The 15,981-nt window shown below is 46.1% G+C and carries 16 protein-coding genes; 9 read left to right on the top strand and 7 right to left on the bottom strand.

Features of this window, described 5'->3' with window-relative positions:
* Nucleotides 1-201 precede the first annotated feature (201 nt).
* Both LAY41_RS07350 and LAY41_RS07345 read right to left on the bottom strand, forming a co-directional pair.
* Nucleotides 202-630 carry a type II toxin-antitoxin system VapC family toxin gene (locus LAY41_RS07350; protein WP_249095853.1) on the bottom strand — a complete coding sequence of 143 codons (429 nt, stop codon included), beginning with the start codon at nucleotides 628-630 and terminating at the stop codon, nucleotides 202-204.
* A 1-nt stretch (nucleotide 631) separates the two neighbouring features.
* Nucleotides 632-901 carry a hypothetical protein gene (locus LAY41_RS07345; protein ID WP_249095852.1) on the bottom strand — a complete coding sequence of 90 codons (270 nt, stop codon included), beginning with the start codon at nucleotides 899-901 and terminating at the stop codon, nucleotides 632-634.
* A gap of 200 nt (nucleotides 902-1,101) precedes the next feature.
* Here LAY41_RS07345 and LAY41_RS07340 point away from each other — a divergent pair, with 200 nt between their 5' ends.
* Together LAY41_RS07340 and LAY41_RS07335 are read left to right on the top strand one after the other, a co-directional pair.
* A complete protein-coding gene (locus LAY41_RS07340) occupies nucleotides 1,102-2,337 on the top strand; it encodes an LL-diaminopimelate aminotransferase (protein WP_249095851.1) in 1,236 nt (411 codons plus the stop codon).
* A 399-nt stretch (nucleotides 2,338-2,736) separates the two neighbouring features.
* The gene (locus LAY41_RS07335) at nucleotides 2,737-3,306 is read left to right on the top strand and encodes a COP23 domain-containing protein (RefSeq protein ID WP_249095850.1); all 570 of its coding nucleotides are present in this window, start codon (nucleotides 2,737-2,739) and stop codon (nucleotides 3,304-3,306) included.
* Nucleotides 3,307-3,313: 7 nt separating this feature from the next.
* On the opposite strand, the gene LAY41_RS07330 is transcribed toward LAY41_RS07335, so the two are convergent.
* Together LAY41_RS07330 and LAY41_RS07325 are read right to left on the bottom strand one after the other, a co-directional pair.
* Nucleotides 3,314-4,756: a tetratricopeptide repeat protein gene (locus LAY41_RS07330; protein WP_249095849.1), complete on the bottom strand. Its 1,443-nt coding sequence runs from the start codon at nucleotides 4,754-4,756 to the stop codon at nucleotides 3,314-3,316.
* Between the two features lie 377 nt (nucleotides 4,757-5,133).
* The gene (locus LAY41_RS07325; protein WP_249095848.1) at nucleotides 5,134-6,453 is read right to left on the bottom strand and encodes a PQQ-dependent sugar dehydrogenase; all 1,320 of its coding nucleotides are present in this window, start codon (nucleotides 6,451-6,453) and stop codon (nucleotides 5,134-5,136) included.
* Nucleotides 6,454-6,653: 200 nt separating this feature from the next.
* On the opposite strand from LAY41_RS07325, the gene LAY41_RS07320 reads away from it, so the two are divergent.
* Nucleotides 6,654-7,757 carry an acyltransferase family protein gene (locus LAY41_RS07320; RefSeq protein WP_249095847.1) on the top strand — a complete coding sequence of 368 codons (1,104 nt, stop codon included), beginning with the start codon at nucleotides 6,654-6,656 and terminating at the stop codon, nucleotides 7,755-7,757.
* A gap of 72 nt (nucleotides 7,758-7,829) precedes the next feature.
* Here LAY41_RS07320 and LAY41_RS07315 read toward each other — a convergent pair whose 3' ends face one another.
* Together LAY41_RS07315 and LAY41_RS07310 are read right to left on the bottom strand one after the other, a co-directional pair.
* A complete protein-coding gene (locus LAY41_RS07315) occupies nucleotides 7,830-8,582 on the bottom strand; it encodes an MlaE family lipid ABC transporter permease subunit (protein WP_338022958.1) in 753 nt (250 codons plus the stop codon).
* A gap of 222 nt (nucleotides 8,583-8,804) precedes the next feature.
* Entirely contained in the window at nucleotides 8,805-9,350 is a 546-nt protein-coding gene (locus LAY41_RS07310) for a Rieske 2Fe-2S domain-containing protein (protein ID WP_249095844.1), read from the bottom strand.
* A 220-nt stretch (nucleotides 9,351-9,570) separates the two neighbouring features.
* Between LAY41_RS07310 and LAY41_RS07305 the strand changes: the two genes are divergently transcribed.
* The 6 genes from LAY41_RS07305 to LAY41_RS07280 all read left to right on the top strand — a co-directional run bounded on the left by LAY41_RS07305 (nucleotide 9,571) and on the right by LAY41_RS07280 (nucleotide 14,746).
* Nucleotides 9,571-10,443, top strand: coding sequence for a tRNA (5-methylaminomethyl-2-thiouridine)(34)-methyltransferase MnmD (locus LAY41_RS07305; protein ID WP_249095842.1), 873 nt, complete (start codon nucleotides 9,571-9,573; stop codon nucleotides 10,441-10,443).
* A 282-nt stretch (nucleotides 10,444-10,725) separates the two neighbouring features.
* Nucleotides 10,726-11,790: a response regulator gene (locus LAY41_RS07300; protein WP_249095839.1), complete on the top strand. Its 1,065-nt coding sequence runs from the start codon at nucleotides 10,726-10,728 to the stop codon at nucleotides 11,788-11,790.
* 61 nt (nucleotides 11,791-11,851) lie between these two features.
* Nucleotides 11,852-13,210, top strand: a complete 1,359-nt coding sequence (gene glmU, locus LAY41_RS07295) for a bifunctional UDP-N-acetylglucosamine diphosphorylase/glucosamine-1-phosphate N-acetyltransferase GlmU (RefSeq protein ID WP_249096324.1) — start codon at nucleotides 11,852-11,854, stop codon at nucleotides 13,208-13,210.
* A gap of 5 nt (nucleotides 13,211-13,215) precedes the next feature.
* On the top strand, nucleotides 13,216-13,545 hold the full coding sequence (locus LAY41_RS07290; RefSeq protein ID WP_249095836.1) for a YnfA family protein: 330 nt from the start codon (nucleotides 13,216-13,218) through the stop codon (nucleotides 13,543-13,545).
* A gap of 14 nt (nucleotides 13,546-13,559) precedes the next feature.
* Nucleotides 13,560-13,985: a DUF29 family protein gene (locus tag LAY41_RS07285; RefSeq protein WP_249095833.1), complete on the top strand. Its 426-nt coding sequence runs from the start codon at nucleotides 13,560-13,562 to the stop codon at nucleotides 13,983-13,985.
* Between the two features lie 179 nt (nucleotides 13,986-14,164).
* Nucleotides 14,165-14,746, top strand: coding sequence for a Uma2 family endonuclease (locus LAY41_RS07280; protein ID WP_249095830.1), 582 nt, complete (start codon nucleotides 14,165-14,167; stop codon nucleotides 14,744-14,746).
* Nucleotides 14,747-14,915: 169 nt separating this feature from the next.
* Here LAY41_RS07280 and LAY41_RS07275 read toward each other — a convergent pair whose 3' ends face one another.
* The gene (locus tag LAY41_RS07275; RefSeq protein ID WP_249095829.1) at nucleotides 14,916-15,875 is read right to left on the bottom strand and encodes an isoaspartyl peptidase/L-asparaginase; all 960 of its coding nucleotides are present in this window, start codon (nucleotides 15,873-15,875) and stop codon (nucleotides 14,916-14,918) included.
* Nucleotides 15,876-15,981 lie beyond the last annotated feature (106 nt).

Below are 15,981 nucleotides of genomic sequence, written 5' to 3'. Positions count from 1 at the left end.
TGGGTATGAAAGTAGAGTGGTTTGATATCTTGAGTCTTGTGTAGAGAACTTAGTAGATATAGAATAAATTCGCTTTGTCTGTATCTTAAACTACAAATTATCGGTTTGTAAAAGAGGTTGCGATCGCTCACTATATACAAAAATGTAAATTGTGATACAAAATAATAATTTTGGCATCAACGCAAATGTTCTAATTCTGAGTCATTGCACCAAGTTTACCCACGACAGAGTAGCCTGCACCGCATTGAACAGCCGTCTGTCAGCCGTCCAAAATTCGCATTCCAATCGTTGAGCTAAAGCGAGATAATGAGCGTCGTAGGTTGCTGGCAGTCTTAGTTGTGCGGCTATATTTAAGGCTTCTCGGTGCAATTCGGCATCGCCATAGAGGGTTATATTCAGATTTAAAACAGCATCCATAAGTCTAACTGCTTGTTCTGGCAGTATTTGCCGAGCAACCGCAGATCGATGGAAAGCGTTGCTAACTTCGTAGTAAATTAACGTGGGTGCAACTGGCTTGTAACCTGACGCTTGCCACTCAAGCCACAAATTATCAAAGGGAGATTCTGGCGTACTGCTAGTCAGCATACGCACGACAAAATTCGCATCTATGCAAACTATGCCTGATGTCATTTCAGGATTCCTCTGGGTAGAATTGTGGGAAGCAACTACGCATTAGTTCTTCTGAGCGTTCTTCTCGCATTTGCCATATAATTTCTTCTGGGGATGGATCTAGAGGTTTCCCACCACGATAAGCGTTGATCTCGTCTCGGACTTCGATTACTCGTTGAAACGCTTCTCGCCAGTTTTTCTGACGTTCCAGTTTTGATTCGAGTAGTGCGCGGTCTTCTTCGGATAAGGACTGAATAACTTGCATGAGAGAGTCTACAAGCTTTGTATTCATTGCTTTAGATTATGACCAATTCTTTAAAGATTATATTACTATTCTGTGGCAGCTAAAGGTTAATTTTAATTTACAAATGCGCTCTAGCATTTCCCCTCCCCCTTTTTAAAGCAGTGGGGGGATCTCTTCCCAAGGACATCCCCGACTCTTAACGCCACACTTGGGAGTAAGCTGTTTTAGGGCATACTTAGCGATCGAATATGGCAACGATTAACGATAACTACCTTAAACTCAAAGCGGGTTACCTGTTTCCCGAAATTGCACGACGGGTGAATGCCTTCGCAGAGGCAAATCCCGACGCGAAGATTATTCGCCTCGGTATTGGCGATGTCACAGAACCCTTGCCAGAAGCTTGCCGCACGGCGATGATTAAAGCGGTGGAAGAAATGGGCGATCGCAATACCTTCAAAGGCTATGGCCCAGAACAAGGCTATGCTTGGTTGCGAGAGAAAATTGCCGCAAGTGACTTCCAGGCGCGGGGGTGCGACGTTGACGCCTCGGAAATCTTCATCTCTGACGGTTCCAAATGCGACACGGGCAACATTCTCGATATCTTTGGCGACAACAACATCATTGCAGTCACCGACCCAGTTTATCCTGTGTATGTGGACACCAACGTGATGGCGGGACATACTGGCGCTGCTAACGATAAGGGCGAATTTGAGGGTTTTGTCTATCTCCCCATCACCGCAGAGAATAATTTCACCGCCGAGATTCCTTCTCAGAAAGTCGATTTGATTTATCTGTGTTTCCCCAATAACCCCACGGGCGCAACTGCTACTAAAGAACACTTAAAAGCGTGGGTAGACTACGCTAAAGCTAACGATTCCATCATCTTCTTCGATGCAGCTTACGAAGCGTTCATCAGCAATCCAGAACTTCCCCATTCTATCTACGAGATTGAAGGGGCAAGAGATTGTGCGATCGAGTTTCGTTCTTTCTCCAAGAATGCAGGTTTTACCGGAACTCGCTGTGCTTTGACAGTTGTACCGAAGACACTCACCGCCAAAGCAGCAGATAATTCGGATGTGGAATTGTGGAAGTTATGGAACCGCCGCCAATCTACCAAATTTAATGGAGTTTCCTACATTGTGCAGCGTGGAGCTGAAGCGGTCTACTCTGCCGAAGGACGATCGCAAATCGAGGCGTTAGTCAACTTCTATATGGAAAACGCCAAGATAATTCGCGAACAACTAACAGCAGCTGGATTAGCTGTGTATGGCGGTGTCGATGCGCCCTACGTTTGGGTAAAAACCCCCAATGGTTTGTCGAGTTGGGAGTTCTTTGATAAATTGCTGCAAGTTGTTAATGTGGTGGGAACACCCGGTTCTGGATTTGGTGCAGCAGGTGAAGGCTACTTCCGCATTTCCGCGTTTAACAGTCGGGAAAATGTGGAGGAGGCGATGCGCCGGATTACCGAGAAATTTAAGGCGTAGGGGAGGGAAAAAGCGATCGCACCTTCACCCCATCCCCAAAAGAAATAGCCCGCCGGGGATTTGAATCCCACGCTAATAGCCCGCGTGGGATTCAAATCCCACGCTGATAGCGAAAGTCCTCTGAAAGAGGACTGTCAAGAATAAAAATTCAGTCCACTTAAGTGGACTTCGGCTATTAGCCTGGGAATTGATTCCCAGGCGGGTCGAAAGCGCAGTGCAGAATCTCTCTCCAACTTATTTTTGGGAGTACGATCGCACCTTCGCCCCATGCCAAAAAGCGATCGCACCTCTTATCTCTTAGCCCCCCTTTGTTAAGGGGGGTTGGGGGGATCTCCAACTTTTTACAGATGAGTTATCATAGAAGAATATGTATTTCAACTTGCTTTGAGGTTAAATCCAATGAGTTGGGAACGAGCAGGCGCGATCGCAGGCATCATCGGTGCGATAATTACAGGTGCAGGATTGATTGCTAGTGGCTGGCAGCCTACCCTATTTGGCGGCAGGAACGATCGCTTTTACTGCCAACAGGACGCAGACACCAGTCGCGGCGGCAGTGTTTGGACTGTGGTTTACCGTAACGACAAGGGGGCGCAACCTTGGTTGAAAATGGTAAACAGTTTTGGTGATGGGTGGAATACCCAAAAACGCTGCAATGAAATAGCCGACAGGTTGGAAGGTTTTCGCAACGATGGTTTAACTCAACTGACTTATCGCGATGACTCCGATACCCCGACTCAGGCTGTAATTTGTGCCAAAACTAAACTCAGCGGCGATAATTGTCCCGTGTTGGTGACGCTGATACCTGGGGCTGACGGTTACGAGTCGCTGCGAAAGATAACTGAAGCTTTGCGGAATGGTACGACGGTAGATCAAAGCAGTGGCAGTAGATTGACGACTTCGACTTTTTCGTCAACAATTAATTTGTCAGGTTTGCTGGCGGATGAGGATCTTAAGGCGGCTGGGAAATAGGTTGTTGCTATTTCGATCGCCCTAGTTTGGTTAGTAAGTTTTTGCGGTTGTTGATTGCGGTTTGGTAGTTAGGATCGAATTTAATCGCTTTGTCGTAGCATTCGATCGCTTCATCATAGCGTTTCAATAATTCTAGCGCAACGCCTTTACCAGTCCAAGCATCAGCATAGTCAGGTTTGAATTGAATGGCTTTGTCGTATGATGCGATCGCATCCTCATACCGTTTCAACTCCCCTAGCGCATTGCCTCGACCAGTCCAAGCATCAGGGTCGTCACGTTTGAATTGAATGGCTTTGTCGTATGATGCGATCGCTTCCTCATACCTTTTCAAATAATTTAGTGCAACTCCTCGATTATTCCAAGCATAAGCATAGTCAGGTTTGAATTGAATGGCTTTGTCGTAAGATGCGATCGCATCCTCATACCGTTTCAACTCCCCTAGCGCATTGCCTCGACCAGTCCAAGCTGCATAGTAGTCAGGTTTGAATTGAATGGCTTTGTCGTAAGATGCGATCGCTTCCTCATACTGTTTCAAATAACTTAGCGCATTGCCTCGACCATACCAAGCTTCAGACAAGTCAGGTTTGAATTGAATGGCTTTGTCGTATGATGCGATCGCTTCCTCATACCGTTCCAAATAAACTAGCGCATTGCCTCGACCATACCAAGCTGCATAGTAGTCAGGTTTGATTTGAATTGCTTTATCGTAAGATGCGATCGCTTCCTCATACCGTTCCAAATAAACTAGCGCATTGCCTCGACTATACCAAGCTGCATAGTAGTCAGGTTTGATTTGAATTGCTTTATCGTAAGATGCGATCGCTTTTTCGTATTCTTTCCTATTTAATAGCTCATTACCTTCCTTGAAGTAAGCTTCAGCATCCTTAGTCTGATTTTGAGTTTCATTACCCGAACTAATAAGTTGTCCAGAACGTTGAAAACCTAATCGTCGGAAAACTAATAATGAAATACTGACAATCAACCAAAAAAATAACCGTGCTAGATCGTGATTGGGAAATCTTTGGATATTCACAACTTTCACCAGTTGTTTATCCGGCGTTTGCACTTGCAACTTCTCGCTAACTGCCAACACATGACGCGCCGTGACAAGCGTGCAGACATCCTTCGCACCCTGCACGAAAAATCCCGTTCCATTTCCCCCTTTATCTTGATAACCGATCAGGACGACACTCGCCTTAACTTGCTTGGCAATCTCTCCCGATGAAAGCGACTTGGTTTGACCACAGCCAGAGAGAAGCAAAGTGACGCAGCCAGAGGAAACCAACCAGCGATAAGACAGCATATCCACCAAACTCAGGTGTAATGACTTTGATCCATTGTGGCATTTTTGACCTTGGTGGTGTTGGTGTCGTTGTTTCCATCTTTGCCAAAACCTGTAGGGGCGAAGCATTCGGGCTACTACAGCGGCTTGCAGCCGCTGATGGTACACTAAAATGATTTTCTTGCAGGACGCGAAAGTAGGGGCGGGTTTAGCAGATAATTTGTGGCTAACGGACAAGAATCATGGCAAAACCCGCCCCTACAATTTACCTGTACCTCACCCACTCGCAAGCCGCTGTATCTCTGCATCGCCTCCAAGATTTTCATACCCGAATGCTTCGCCCAGCCTGACTATCTCTGCATCGCCTCCAAGATTTTCATACCCGAATGCTTCGCCCAGCCTCACAGATAACCTGTGTTTGCTTGATTTTGGATTCCCTAATTTCCCCCCACAATCAGGGCGAAGCATTCGGAGAAAAAAATTATTGTCTATGCCGATATATTTTGGCCCGAATGCTTCGCCCCTACAGGTTAAAGAAACCCAACCTACAAAGGACTAACCCGATAAATCCGATTATTCGCCTCCTCAGTAAACAGCAAACTCCCATCCGGTAAAACCAGCACACCCACAGGACGCCCCCAAGTTGTCGGTACAGAGGGGTCAAGCAGAAACCCAGTTACAAAATCCTCGTAATATCCCAAAGGACGATTATCATTGCCGAACGGAACAAACACAATCTTGTAACCCGTACCGCTATTGCGATTCCAAGAACCGCGAAAAGCAGCAAAAGCACCATTGCGATACTTCACTGGAAACGTCTTACCATCGTAAAACGCCAGACCCAAAGCAGCCGAATGAGCCTGAAAAAGCACATCTGGCGATTTTGTTTGACTTGCCAAATCGGGACGTTCGCTTTGTCCGTTCCGCACTCGACGCGGATCTAGTTTATTCGGGCTAAAGTAAGCATAAGGCCAGCCGTAGAAATCCCCCTGCTGTAGGCGCGTCAGGTAATCTGGCACCAAGTCATCGCCAATTCCATCGCGTTCGTTGACTGTACTGTAAAGTTCTCCCGTTTTGGGATGAAAGTCAAGACCGATCGGATTACGCAAACCAGAAGCAAAAGTCTGTCGGTTGGAACCGTCCAAATTCATCACCTGCACCGAAGCGCGGGGTAGCGGTTCTTCATCTACATTAGAACTAGAACCGATCGAAACATACAACTTCTGACCATCTGGCGCAACCACCACATTCCGCGTCCAATGCTGGCGATATCCTCCCGCAGTCAGTTCGGTAATTTTTGCTCCCGTTCCGGAAAGTTGCTCTTGCCCTTTAGTATAAGGAAAGCGTAAAACTTCTCCGGTATTACCAACGAAAAAGAATCCGTCTGCAAAAGCCATACCAAAGGGAATATTCAACCCATTTTGCGATGTCGCAAAACTTTTTTTGATATCCGCGACACCATCACCGTTTGAGTCCCGCAACAAACTAATGCGGTTTAGCCTAGTTTCCGTAACCAGCACATCGCCAGTCGGAGTCAAAGCTAACCAGCGCGGTGCATCCAAATTATCCGCAAAAACATTAACCCTAAAACCAGATGGTACGCGCAACACCGGGTTATTCGGAATAGCCACAACTTTGGGAAACTTGGAGGCGCTTTGGGTAGCAAAGGGTTGTGGTAAAGTGGCAAGGTCGATGCGAATGGGTGCCGGTGAGAAAGTTTCGGTTCGCACCGCAGAATTGCTAGGATTAGCAGCGCGTTCTCCTGACTGCGCCCTATCTCGTTGATTTGGCGAAGCGCGAGTCAAGTTACACCCACTTGCTGTTGTCAGCAATAAAACTAGCATCACCCAGCGGAAAGATTTCATGCCTAATCGATGATTGGTAATTTCTCTAGCCCCTAGCTTCTTTTTGACTTTTGACTTTTGTAAGGGCGGGTTTAGCCCACACATCTCATTACCAACAGAATATTTTACAAAACCCGCCCCTACTAACTTTTGACTTTTATAGCCCCTAGCTTCTTTTTGACTTTTGACTTTTGACTTTTGACTTTTATAGCCCCTTCTCTATGCGTCTAACCTCACTCGATGTCTTTCGAGGCATTACCATTGCAGGTATGATTCTTGTCAACATGGCAGGAGTCGCCGACAAAGTTTATCCCTTCCTAGAACACGCCGACTGGAATGGCTGCACCTTGGCAGATTTAGTCTTCCCCTTTTTCCTCTTCATCGTCGGTGTAGCGATGTTCTTCTCACTTTCCAAGTACACCAAAGCCTTTCGACCCACGGCATCTGTCTATCGGCGGATCATCACTCGCAGCGCCATTCTCTTCGCCCTTGGCTTATTGCTGAACGGCTTTTGGACATACGATTTTACTACCATCCGCATCATGGGCGTATTGCAGCGCATCAGCGTTGCTTACCTGCTAGCCGCCCTAGCAATTCTCAATTTACCGCGAAAAGCACTATGGGTTTTAGCTGGAATTATCCTCATCGGGTACTGGGTGGCGATGACCTATATCCCCGTTCCCGATTATGGTGCTGGCGTTCTCACGCGAGGAGGAAATTTGGGTGCTTATATCGATCGCCTCATAATTCCCACAGTACATTTATATAAAGGAGATAATTTCAACTCAATGGGAGATCCGGAAGGGCTGTTTAGCACCTTACCAGCCGTTGTCACCGTACTCGCTGGCTACTTAACCGGAAAATGGCTCCGCAATCAGCCAATTACTACCCGCACCAGTATAAATTTGGCACTAATTGGCATCATTTGTCTCGTTATCGGTTGGGATTGGGGATTTATTTTTCCCATCAACAAAAAGTTGTGGACGAGTTCCTACGTTCTCTTCACCTCCGGTTGGGCAATGGTTTTACTCGCAGCTTGTTACGAATTAATCGAAGTCCGCAATTTTCGCCGCTGGGCAAAACCCTTTGAAGTTGTAGGATTGAATGCCATCTTCATCTTTGTCGCTTCTGTTTTGCAAATAAAAATCTTGGTCAAAACCAATATTGGCACTGGCGACACCGCTACCACTACTTACGATTGGATTTACGAGCATTTCTTTGGGGGTGGGATGAATGGTTCGCTATTGTTTGCCATAGTAACATTATTATTTTGGTGGGCTGTTGCTTATTTGATGTATTGGCGGCGTTGGTTTGTCAAAGTTTGAGTCTAGGGCTTATCCCCCCTCCCTGTTGCGGGGAGGGGGTTAGGGGGAGGGGTTCCCAAACCGCCTGTCCAATCATTTAAGTGGATTAATTCCGATTTCCTGAAATACTAACAGTGACAGAATAAAATCGACTATAAAAATACATACCCAGCTAGTAACAACTGCCGATTTAGTAGAGCGACTGACACCTTTTGCTCCCCCCGTAGTTGTCAGCCCCCAACCACAACCAATAATGGCAATAATCACCCCAAAAGCAAAAGCCTTAACGACAACAACTAATAAATCTCTTAAACTTAAAAAATCTCTAACTGAATCCAAAAACACAGATACAGGTAAATGGTAAAAATTGACTGCTACAAAAACACCGCCCCCTATGCCTACAACCAAAGCAAAAATGGTTAAGATTGGCAACATCAAACAGCAAGCAATTACGCGGGGAACAACTAAATAATCGATCGGATTTGTTCTCAGCATATACAAAGCATCGATTTGCTCTGTTACTTGCATCTCGCCTATTTCTGCGGCAAAAGCAGAACCAACTTGTCCCGCCACAACACCCGCTGTTAAAACAGGAGCCAATTCGCGGCAAAAAGCCAAAGCAAAAGCACCTCCAATAGCAGAAACTGCGCCATAATGAATTAGTTCTCTTGCAGTTTGAATCGTAAAAATCATGCCCGCAAAATAGGCGATTAGCAGCACAGAATTCAGAGAGTCTATCCCCACAGTTGCCAGATGTTCAAGGATGTGGCGTTGGGAAATTTTGCCCTTAAGCAAACGCATGAAAACTTGACCTGCGAGTAAAAAACTTCTTAATAATCTCTGAATCCATCGATTTTCAAAATGAGCGTTTTTTTCCCCTTTGGATGTCGATAATTTTTTTGGCGATTTCAAACTGTTTATTGGTTTGGCTGGTACATTTTTCTGCGTCCCCTAGTGCAGAGCGGCAGAAATAACCGACCATTTCAGAAGTAGTTAAATGCCTGACACTTAAAGGATTTTTGACTTTTGAATGAGTGACTTCCGACGAAGGCACTAGCCCCTTTTTAATTATGTACGCGGATCGACTGCCGGTTTGCGATCGATCAAAAAGATATCATCGTCCTGAACAACCACCGTAATTAACGGTAAATTGCGGTGAGTAGGCCCTTTAAGCACTTTACCTTGGGCATCGAACTGGGCTCCGTGACAGGGACAAACAAACTTATTGCGATCGGTCTTCCATTCCACAGTACATCCGTGGTGCGGACAAGTTGGGTTGATGGCGTATTCGGCAAGTTTTGGCCCATCATTAATCACCAGATATGTTGGTTTTGACAACCCTTTTACTAGCACTGGACGACCCGACACAGCAGTTGTCAGTAAAACACTTTCTTGAATGTGGTTGCCGCTGCTGTCAGTAGCCTTCACACCGCGAAGGTAATTTTGACAAGCTTCGCTATTTCCATCTGAAGTGCAGGGTGTGGCGGAATTGCTTCGTTCGTGGCCTAGACTCCTTTGAGGAAAAATCCAGCCAAGAGCAACAGTTCCTGCTGTCCCGAATACCATATATTTCAAAAATTGTCGGCGATTTTTCGGGCTGATTTCGTTTTCCATAACATTCTCCTGCGGGAATTTATCAATTTTATCTTCAATAATCAATAAAGTAACATTTTTTATTAAAATTAGTAGTAAGTTTTACATTATTTTAGAATGGGTATGTTAAAATTATACTTAGCAGTTTCATCTAGGGTTAGTGAGATGGTGCTAGAGCTAATTTATACTGCAAACTCATCTAAAATAGCAATGTCTTAGCATCATAATAACCAATTAAACAATGCAAGACACAAGCATCTTTACACCGCAACAAACAGACGATGGGTCGTTCACCTTCTTTTCGGCTGAGTTTGGCGAAACCTTTCACAGCTCGTCAGGTGCTATTGAGGAAGCGGTGCTGAAGTTTGTTAATCCATTGGATCTGAGAAGGAAAGCCCAACAACCCAGTTTGCGACTGTTGGATGTTTGTTATGGTCTAGGCTACAACACAGCTGCTGCCTTGGCAGCTATTTGGGAGGTTAACCCCAGCTGCTCTCTGGAATTGATCGCTCTGGAGTTAGATCCTGCGGTACCAAAAGCGGCGATCGCTCACAACTTAACTAGCACTTGGCCCGATCCTATTCCCGAAATTCTCACCCAGCTAGCCACCGATCGTCAAATACAAACAAACCAGCTACAGGCAACTCTGCTCATCGGCGACGCTAGAACAACTATAAAGCAAGTATCCCAGCGCTTCCAGGCAGATGCCATTTTTCTCGACCCTTTTTCCCCGCCGAAGGGCCCGCAACTGTGGACAGTAGAGTTTTTGGGGTTAGTAGCCAGCTGCCTCAAACCAGAAGGCAAACTCGCCACCTATTCCTGCTCGGCAGCAGTACGAACAGCTTTGATGACGGCTGGATTGTATATAGGTTCCACAGCACCAGTAGGGAGACGATCGCCCGGTACAGTTGCCAGTTTCACCTTAAACGACTTGCCGCCACTCTCTCAACAAGAACAAGAACATTTACGCACTCGTGCTGCCATTCCCTACAGGGATCAAAATCTTTGCGATCCCGCTCAAATTATTCTGCTTAGGCGTAAAATAGAACAAGAAACCTCTTCCCTAGAACCCACTGCTCGTTGGAAAAAGCGCTGGTTAATGACTCAAAATTGAGTTAAATTATCAGCCGACTGATTCCTCAAGCCTATAAGACTATTTGTGATTAAGATCACAGATGCTCGAATCGGCTCTCACAGTCATTGAGATAACAATATGCTTCTCTAGGGTAAAGGTGTCTAGCCACCACCATACTAGATCGGATATGGTAGTAGGTACTGCACGCAAATAAATATAGAATTCCGTAACCAGCTGAGTAAATAATCACTTGGTCTTTGTGAAATAGTTGATTTAGTCTTCAGTTAAAGTGAAAATACTCGAACTATTAGGAAGGCGACTGTGGCCGTGAGTCCTCATTTCGATACTGCTGTTGATTCATTCGGCGCTTCAATGTGCTTTAGTATATGGTCGCCGACCGGGAATAGCGGCGAGTCAGAACAGCCAAAAATCCTTGTGGTCGATGACCATCCAGCCAGTCGCATGACAGCAGCGGCACTGCTGGCGGTGGAAGGCTATGAAGTTTTAGAAGCAGAAAATGGGCCAGCAGCACTAAGTATGGTATTGCAGTGCAAACCCGATGTGATCTTGCTGGATGTGATGATGCCAGGAATGGATGGGTTTGAGGTTTGCCGACAGTTAAAGCAGGATGAGCAAACACGCTTGCTGCCGGTAATTTTTATTACAGCTCTAAACGATCGGCGATCGCGCATCCGAGGCATAGAAGCAGGCGGAGATGACTTTCTCACCAAACCCTTCGATCGTCTGGAACTGGCAGCCCGCGTCAAGTCGCTGGTACGCCAAAAGCGGCTTAACGAAGATTTAGACCACGCAGAACAAGTAGTTTTCTCCATAGCCCGATCGATCGAAAGCCGCGACCCCAACACCGGCGACCACTGCGAAAGGTTGGTAGCAATGGGTAAAGCCTTCGGTGAATATCTCCATCTTTCCCGCGCCGACATTCGCGACTTAATGTGGGGTGGTTATCTTCACGACATCGGTAAAGTCGGCATTCCCGACGCCGTACTGCTCAAAAAAGGAAAATTCACCCCCGACGAACTGGAGGTTATGAAGCAGCACGTCCTCATCGGCGAAAAAATTTGCGAACCCCTGCGGACAATGCGAGGCGTACTTCCCATCATCCGCTATCACCACGAGCGCTGGGACGGTACGGGATATCCCGATAACCTAGCCGGTAATCAGATTCCAATGCTGGCACAGGTATTTCAAATTATAGATATCTACGACGCCTTGACGAGCGAACGTCCTTATAAAAAAGCTTTCCCCCCCGAAGAGGCGCTAGGCATTATAGCGGAGGAAACGGCCAAAGGCTGGCGCAATCCCAAACTCGTGCAGGAATTTACCGAATTTATATCCAATATCCACACGGGAAAAAGCCAAGATTAATTAACGCCATAGAATGGCTCGAAGCGCGATATACTCCGTTGGGAGCATGACTTCAAGAGAAATGGTAGCGGTAGCAATTCTAGCGGCTGGACGCGGCACACGGATGAAATCGGAACTGCCCAAGGTATTACATTCCTTGGGTGGACGATCGCTTATTGAACGAATTCTCCAAACAGCTTTGGAGATCGAGCCAATCAGGCAGATCGTTATTGTTGGGTATCAAGGGAAACAGGTGGAAGCAGCCCTGCAACATATTCCCGATGTGGAGTTTGTCGAACAAACCCAACAGCTGGGAACAGGTCATGCAGTTCAGCAATTACTCCCCCATCTAGAGGGCTTTCAAGGGGATTTGCTGGTTTTAAATGGGGATGTACCCCTCCTGCGTCCCCAAACCCTCAAAGTTCTGATGGAAACTCACACACAGCATCAAAATGCGGTCAGCCTCCTGACTGCTCATTTGCCTAATCCCAAAGGGTATGGCCGTGTATTTTGTAACGGTCAAAATATCATTCAACAAATTGTAGAAGACCGGGACTGTTCCGCAGCTCAGAAGCAAAATCACCGGATCAACGCTGGAATTTACTGCTTCAACTGGCCCCAATTGGCAAAAGTTCTGCCCCAACTGCAAGCGAACAACGACCAAAAGGAATACTACCTGACGGATGCGTGTAATTTGATGCAGCCAGTGATGGCGGTGGATGTGGAAGATTATGAAGAAATTCTGGGTATCAACGATCGCAAGCAACTGGCAACTGCCTACGCTATCTTGCAAGGGCGGGTGAAAGATCGGTGGATGGCAGCCGGTGTCACTCTGATTGACCCCAATAGTATCACGATCGACGATACGGTGCAGTTGTCAACCGATCTAATTATCGAACCCCAAACTCATTTGCGCGGTAATACTGCGATCGGATCTGGCAGTAGAATTGGCCCCGGTAGCTTAATTGAAAATAGCCAGATTGGTGAAAATGTTACTGTACTTTATTCCGTCATAAGTGACAGCGCAGTGCAGGCGGGAACAAAGATCGGCCCCTATGCACATTTGCGCGGAAATGTCAATGCGGGGAATAATTGCCGCATCGGCAATTTTGTGGAACTGAAAAATACCACATTGGGCGATCGCACCAATGTGGCTCACCTGTCATACTTGGGAGATGCCACGCTGGGAGAGCGGGTCAACATCGGTGCGGGTACGATTACCGCCAATTATGATGGCGTGAAGAAACATCAGACAAAAATAGGCGATCGCAGTAAAACTGGTTCTAATAGCGTCCTAGTAGCGCCAGTAACCTTGGGTTCTGATGTAACTGTAGCAGCAGGTTCCACTGTAACAGAAGATGTTCCAGATGATAGTTTGGTAATTGCGCGATCGCCTCAAGTTGTGAAACCCGGTTGGCGGTTAAAGACATCTGAAGATTGAACTTAATGGAAATTGCCAAATCTCTGTTTTACTTCCTCTTAGCCGGGTTGTGCGAAATTGGCGGAGGATACTTAATGTGGCTTTGGTTGCGCGAAAATCGGAGTATCTGGTTTGCTTTCATTGGCGCAGGATTACTGATTTTTTATGGAATAATACCGACGCTGCAACCAGCCAATTTTGGGCGAGTTTATGCAGCTTATGGCGGTATTTTCATCCTTCTTGCTATTCTATGGGGATGGCAAATCGATCGGACAGCGCCAGATAAATTTGACTTGTTAGGTGGTTGGATTGTTCTGCTCGGCGTGTTAGTAATAATGTATGCGCCAAGAGCTTAAATGCGGAGGTTGCTATGGAAGAACTGCTACAGCTTAAGCAATTCCTACAACAAGGCAAAATTGATGAAGCATTGGTTATAGTGGATGAGTTAGAAGAAATGAGCCTTGGCGATAAAGTCAACAAAATTGACAGTTATGGCGTTATTTTGCTCATCCATTTAATTAAGCAAAATGCTGAAAATCGCTCAACTCGCTCATGGCAACTTTCCATCGAAAATGCGGTGCGCGAAATCAATAAAATTAACAAGCGCCGCAAAGCAAGTGGTTATTATATCAGCAAAGCCGAATTACTGGATATTCTCGAAGATGGCTATGAAATAGCCATAAAAAAAGCAGCATCAGAAGCATTTGAAGGGCGTTATGAAGCTGAAGAGTTAGCTACAATGGTTGATAAGGAAGGAATTTTGTCTCAGGCAATTGAGTTGATCGAACAAGGGTAATAATGTTATATTTACTTGGATTCATTCCTTCGGCGGAAGATTAAGATAGCTACGGATGAGATAGACTATTTTTCGTTGTTTTACTTATTACGACTGACTATTGGGTATATGCGCTTACCAGAGGCCAGTATGCTCAACCATGCTATATTATGAAAAAGCGATCGCGAAAGGTGAGTTAGATGGTAGTCGCAATTTATAATACCGAATTAAATACGGGTAGAGCCTTGCTGTCAAATGTGACATGGGATACTCTGGAAAAGTTGGATGCAGATTTGGCTGAAACTGGGGCGCGTTTAACTTATTTAGATGGATATTTAGAAATTATGACTCCTTTATCAGATGCCCATGAAGAACCTAAGAAAACTTTAGGTCTGCTTTTAGAGATTTATATGCTGATGAGAAATATTCGTTTTTATACCCGTGGTAGTACGACAATTGGGATGAAGGAATTGGGGGCACGGAAGGAACCAGATGATTCTTATTCTTTGGGTACGCGCAAGTCGGTTCCAGATTTGGCGATCGAGGTGACAGTGACGAGTGGTGGAATTGATACCCTGGAAATTTATCGTCGAGTGGGAGTGCGGGAGGTTTGGTTTTGGGAGGATGGTGTAATTTCGGTTTATTGTTTGCGTTCTACGGGATATGAGTTAGTTAGCAAGAGTGAATTATTGCCGGAGTTAGATTTGCGATTGATCGAGTTTTATTCGCGGATGGCAGATCAATATGATGCGCTAAATGCTTTTATGAAATTGTTAATGTAGTTAGATGGAGTAGGGTGCGTCAAATTTTAGGCAATTAGCTTAAATGTTAAGGCTCTGACGCACCCTACTCTATGTGCCAGTTGCGTAAGTCCTATAAATATTCAAAAAGTTGGCAAGTTTTAACTTACCAACTTTTATGCTTCACAAAATGACAATATTGCGATCGAAACTAACAGAGAAATCCTGTTAGCTCATCCCCAGTCCATTCCAGAGTGTCTCCCATTTGTTCGCCAGTGTGATAGGCGGCGAGAAGGACTTCGCTAGTTTTACCCCAAGCAATAACACCCATAGCATCAAGACCGATCGCACCCAGATCCCGTTTGCGATCGCGAGATTCCGTAAAAGTCCGTTCAAACGCTGCCGCCAAAGACATCCCATCCGTCACCCGCACCACAATTCGCGCCGCCAGACACTCATCGATAATATCTTCCCCAATACCCGTACAGCTAATACCTGCATAACCATTGGCATAATTCCCCGCAGGCATAGCAGAATCACTCACCCGACCAATCCGCTCAAAACCCTTGCCGCCAGTCGAAGTCCCAGCCGCCAAGCGTCCGTGACTGTCCAAAGCTACCACCCCAATCGTGCCGCGTCCGGCACTACTTTCCGTCACCAATTCTTTTTCAGCTACTACCCCAGCCATTTCCTTGTTAAAATTATCATCGCGTTCCTGCATCCACTCCTGTAACCGAATATCCGTCAAAGGATTGTAGATAGGAACCTGCAACTCCCGCACAAGTTCTGCCGATCCGTAATCCGATAGCACCCGATCGGGCGAAGATTGTAAAGATTGAGCTAGCGCGATCGGATGCTGGACTCGCGAAACATTAATCGTGCCGCTAAATCGCTGAGTAATCCCATCCATCAACGAAGCACTCATACGGATCTGACCATCCGATTGCAGCACAGAACCCGTTCCCGCATTAAAGCGGGGGTCATCCTCCAACAAGTGGCAGCCACGCACAACTGCTGCTGAGGCGCTTTCTCCCGCCAACAGCAGCGCGTAAACTTCCTCCAAAACTTTGTATAGCGATTTACGTACTATTTCTACACCTCCCTTGCTTTTAAGGGAACTACCGGCTCCACCGTGGATAATTAGCTTAGGTTGCACTTTCTGGGTTGTCATTTGTCAGTTGTCAGTTGTCAGTTGCTTTACAGTTGTCAGTTGTCAGTTGTCAGTTGTCAGTTGTCAGTTGTCAGTTGTCAGTTGTCAGTTGTCAGTTGTCAGTTGT

Origin of the sequence: Argonema galeatum A003/A1, from assembly GCF_023333595.1 — a bacterium.
Lineage (GTDB): Bacteria > Cyanobacteriota > Cyanobacteriia > Cyanobacteriales > Aerosakkonemataceae > Argonema > Argonema galeatum.
This window is presented reverse-complemented; position numbering and strand designations above follow the sequence as displayed.

Coding starts and splice junctions, on each gene's coding strand:
- LAY41_RS07350 (WP_249095853.1), bottom strand. CDS start 630: ATGACATCAGGCATAGTTTGCATAGATGCGAATTTTGTCGTGCGTATG.
- LAY41_RS07345 (WP_249095852.1), bottom strand. CDS start 901: ATGAATACAAAGCTTGTAGACTCTCTCATGCAAGTTATTCAGTCCTTA.
- LAY41_RS07340 (WP_249095851.1), top strand. CDS start 1,102: ATGGCAACGATTAACGATAACTACCTTAAACTCAAAGCGGGTTACCTG.
- LAY41_RS07335 (WP_249095850.1), top strand. CDS start 2,737: ATGAGTTGGGAACGAGCAGGCGCGATCGCAGGCATCATCGGTGCGATA.
- LAY41_RS07325 (WP_249095848.1), bottom strand. CDS start 6,453: ATGAAATCTTTCCGCTGGGTGATGCTAGTTTTATTGCTGACAACAGCA.
- LAY41_RS07320 (WP_249095847.1), top strand. CDS start 6,654: ATGCGTCTAACCTCACTCGATGTCTTTCGAGGCATTACCATTGCAGGT.
- LAY41_RS07310 (WP_249095844.1), bottom strand. CDS start 9,350: ATGGAAAACGAAATCAGCCCGAAAAATCGCCGACAATTTTTGAAATAT.
- LAY41_RS07305 (WP_249095842.1), top strand. CDS start 9,571: ATGCAAGACACAAGCATCTTTACACCGCAACAAACAGACGATGGGTCG.
- glmU (WP_249096324.1), top strand. CDS start 11,852: ATGGTAGCGGTAGCAATTCTAGCGGCTGGACGCGGCACACGGATGAAA.
- LAY41_RS07290 (WP_249095836.1), top strand. CDS start 13,216: ATGGAAATTGCCAAATCTCTGTTTTACTTCCTCTTAGCCGGGTTGTGC.
- LAY41_RS07285 (WP_249095833.1), top strand. CDS start 13,560: ATGGAAGAACTGCTACAGCTTAAGCAATTCCTACAACAAGGCAAAATT.
- LAY41_RS07280 (WP_249095830.1), top strand. CDS start 14,165: ATGGTAGTCGCAATTTATAATACCGAATTAAATACGGGTAGAGCCTTG.
- LAY41_RS07275 (WP_249095829.1), bottom strand. CDS start 15,875: ATGACAACCCAGAAAGTGCAACCTAAGCTAATTATCCACGGTGGAGCC.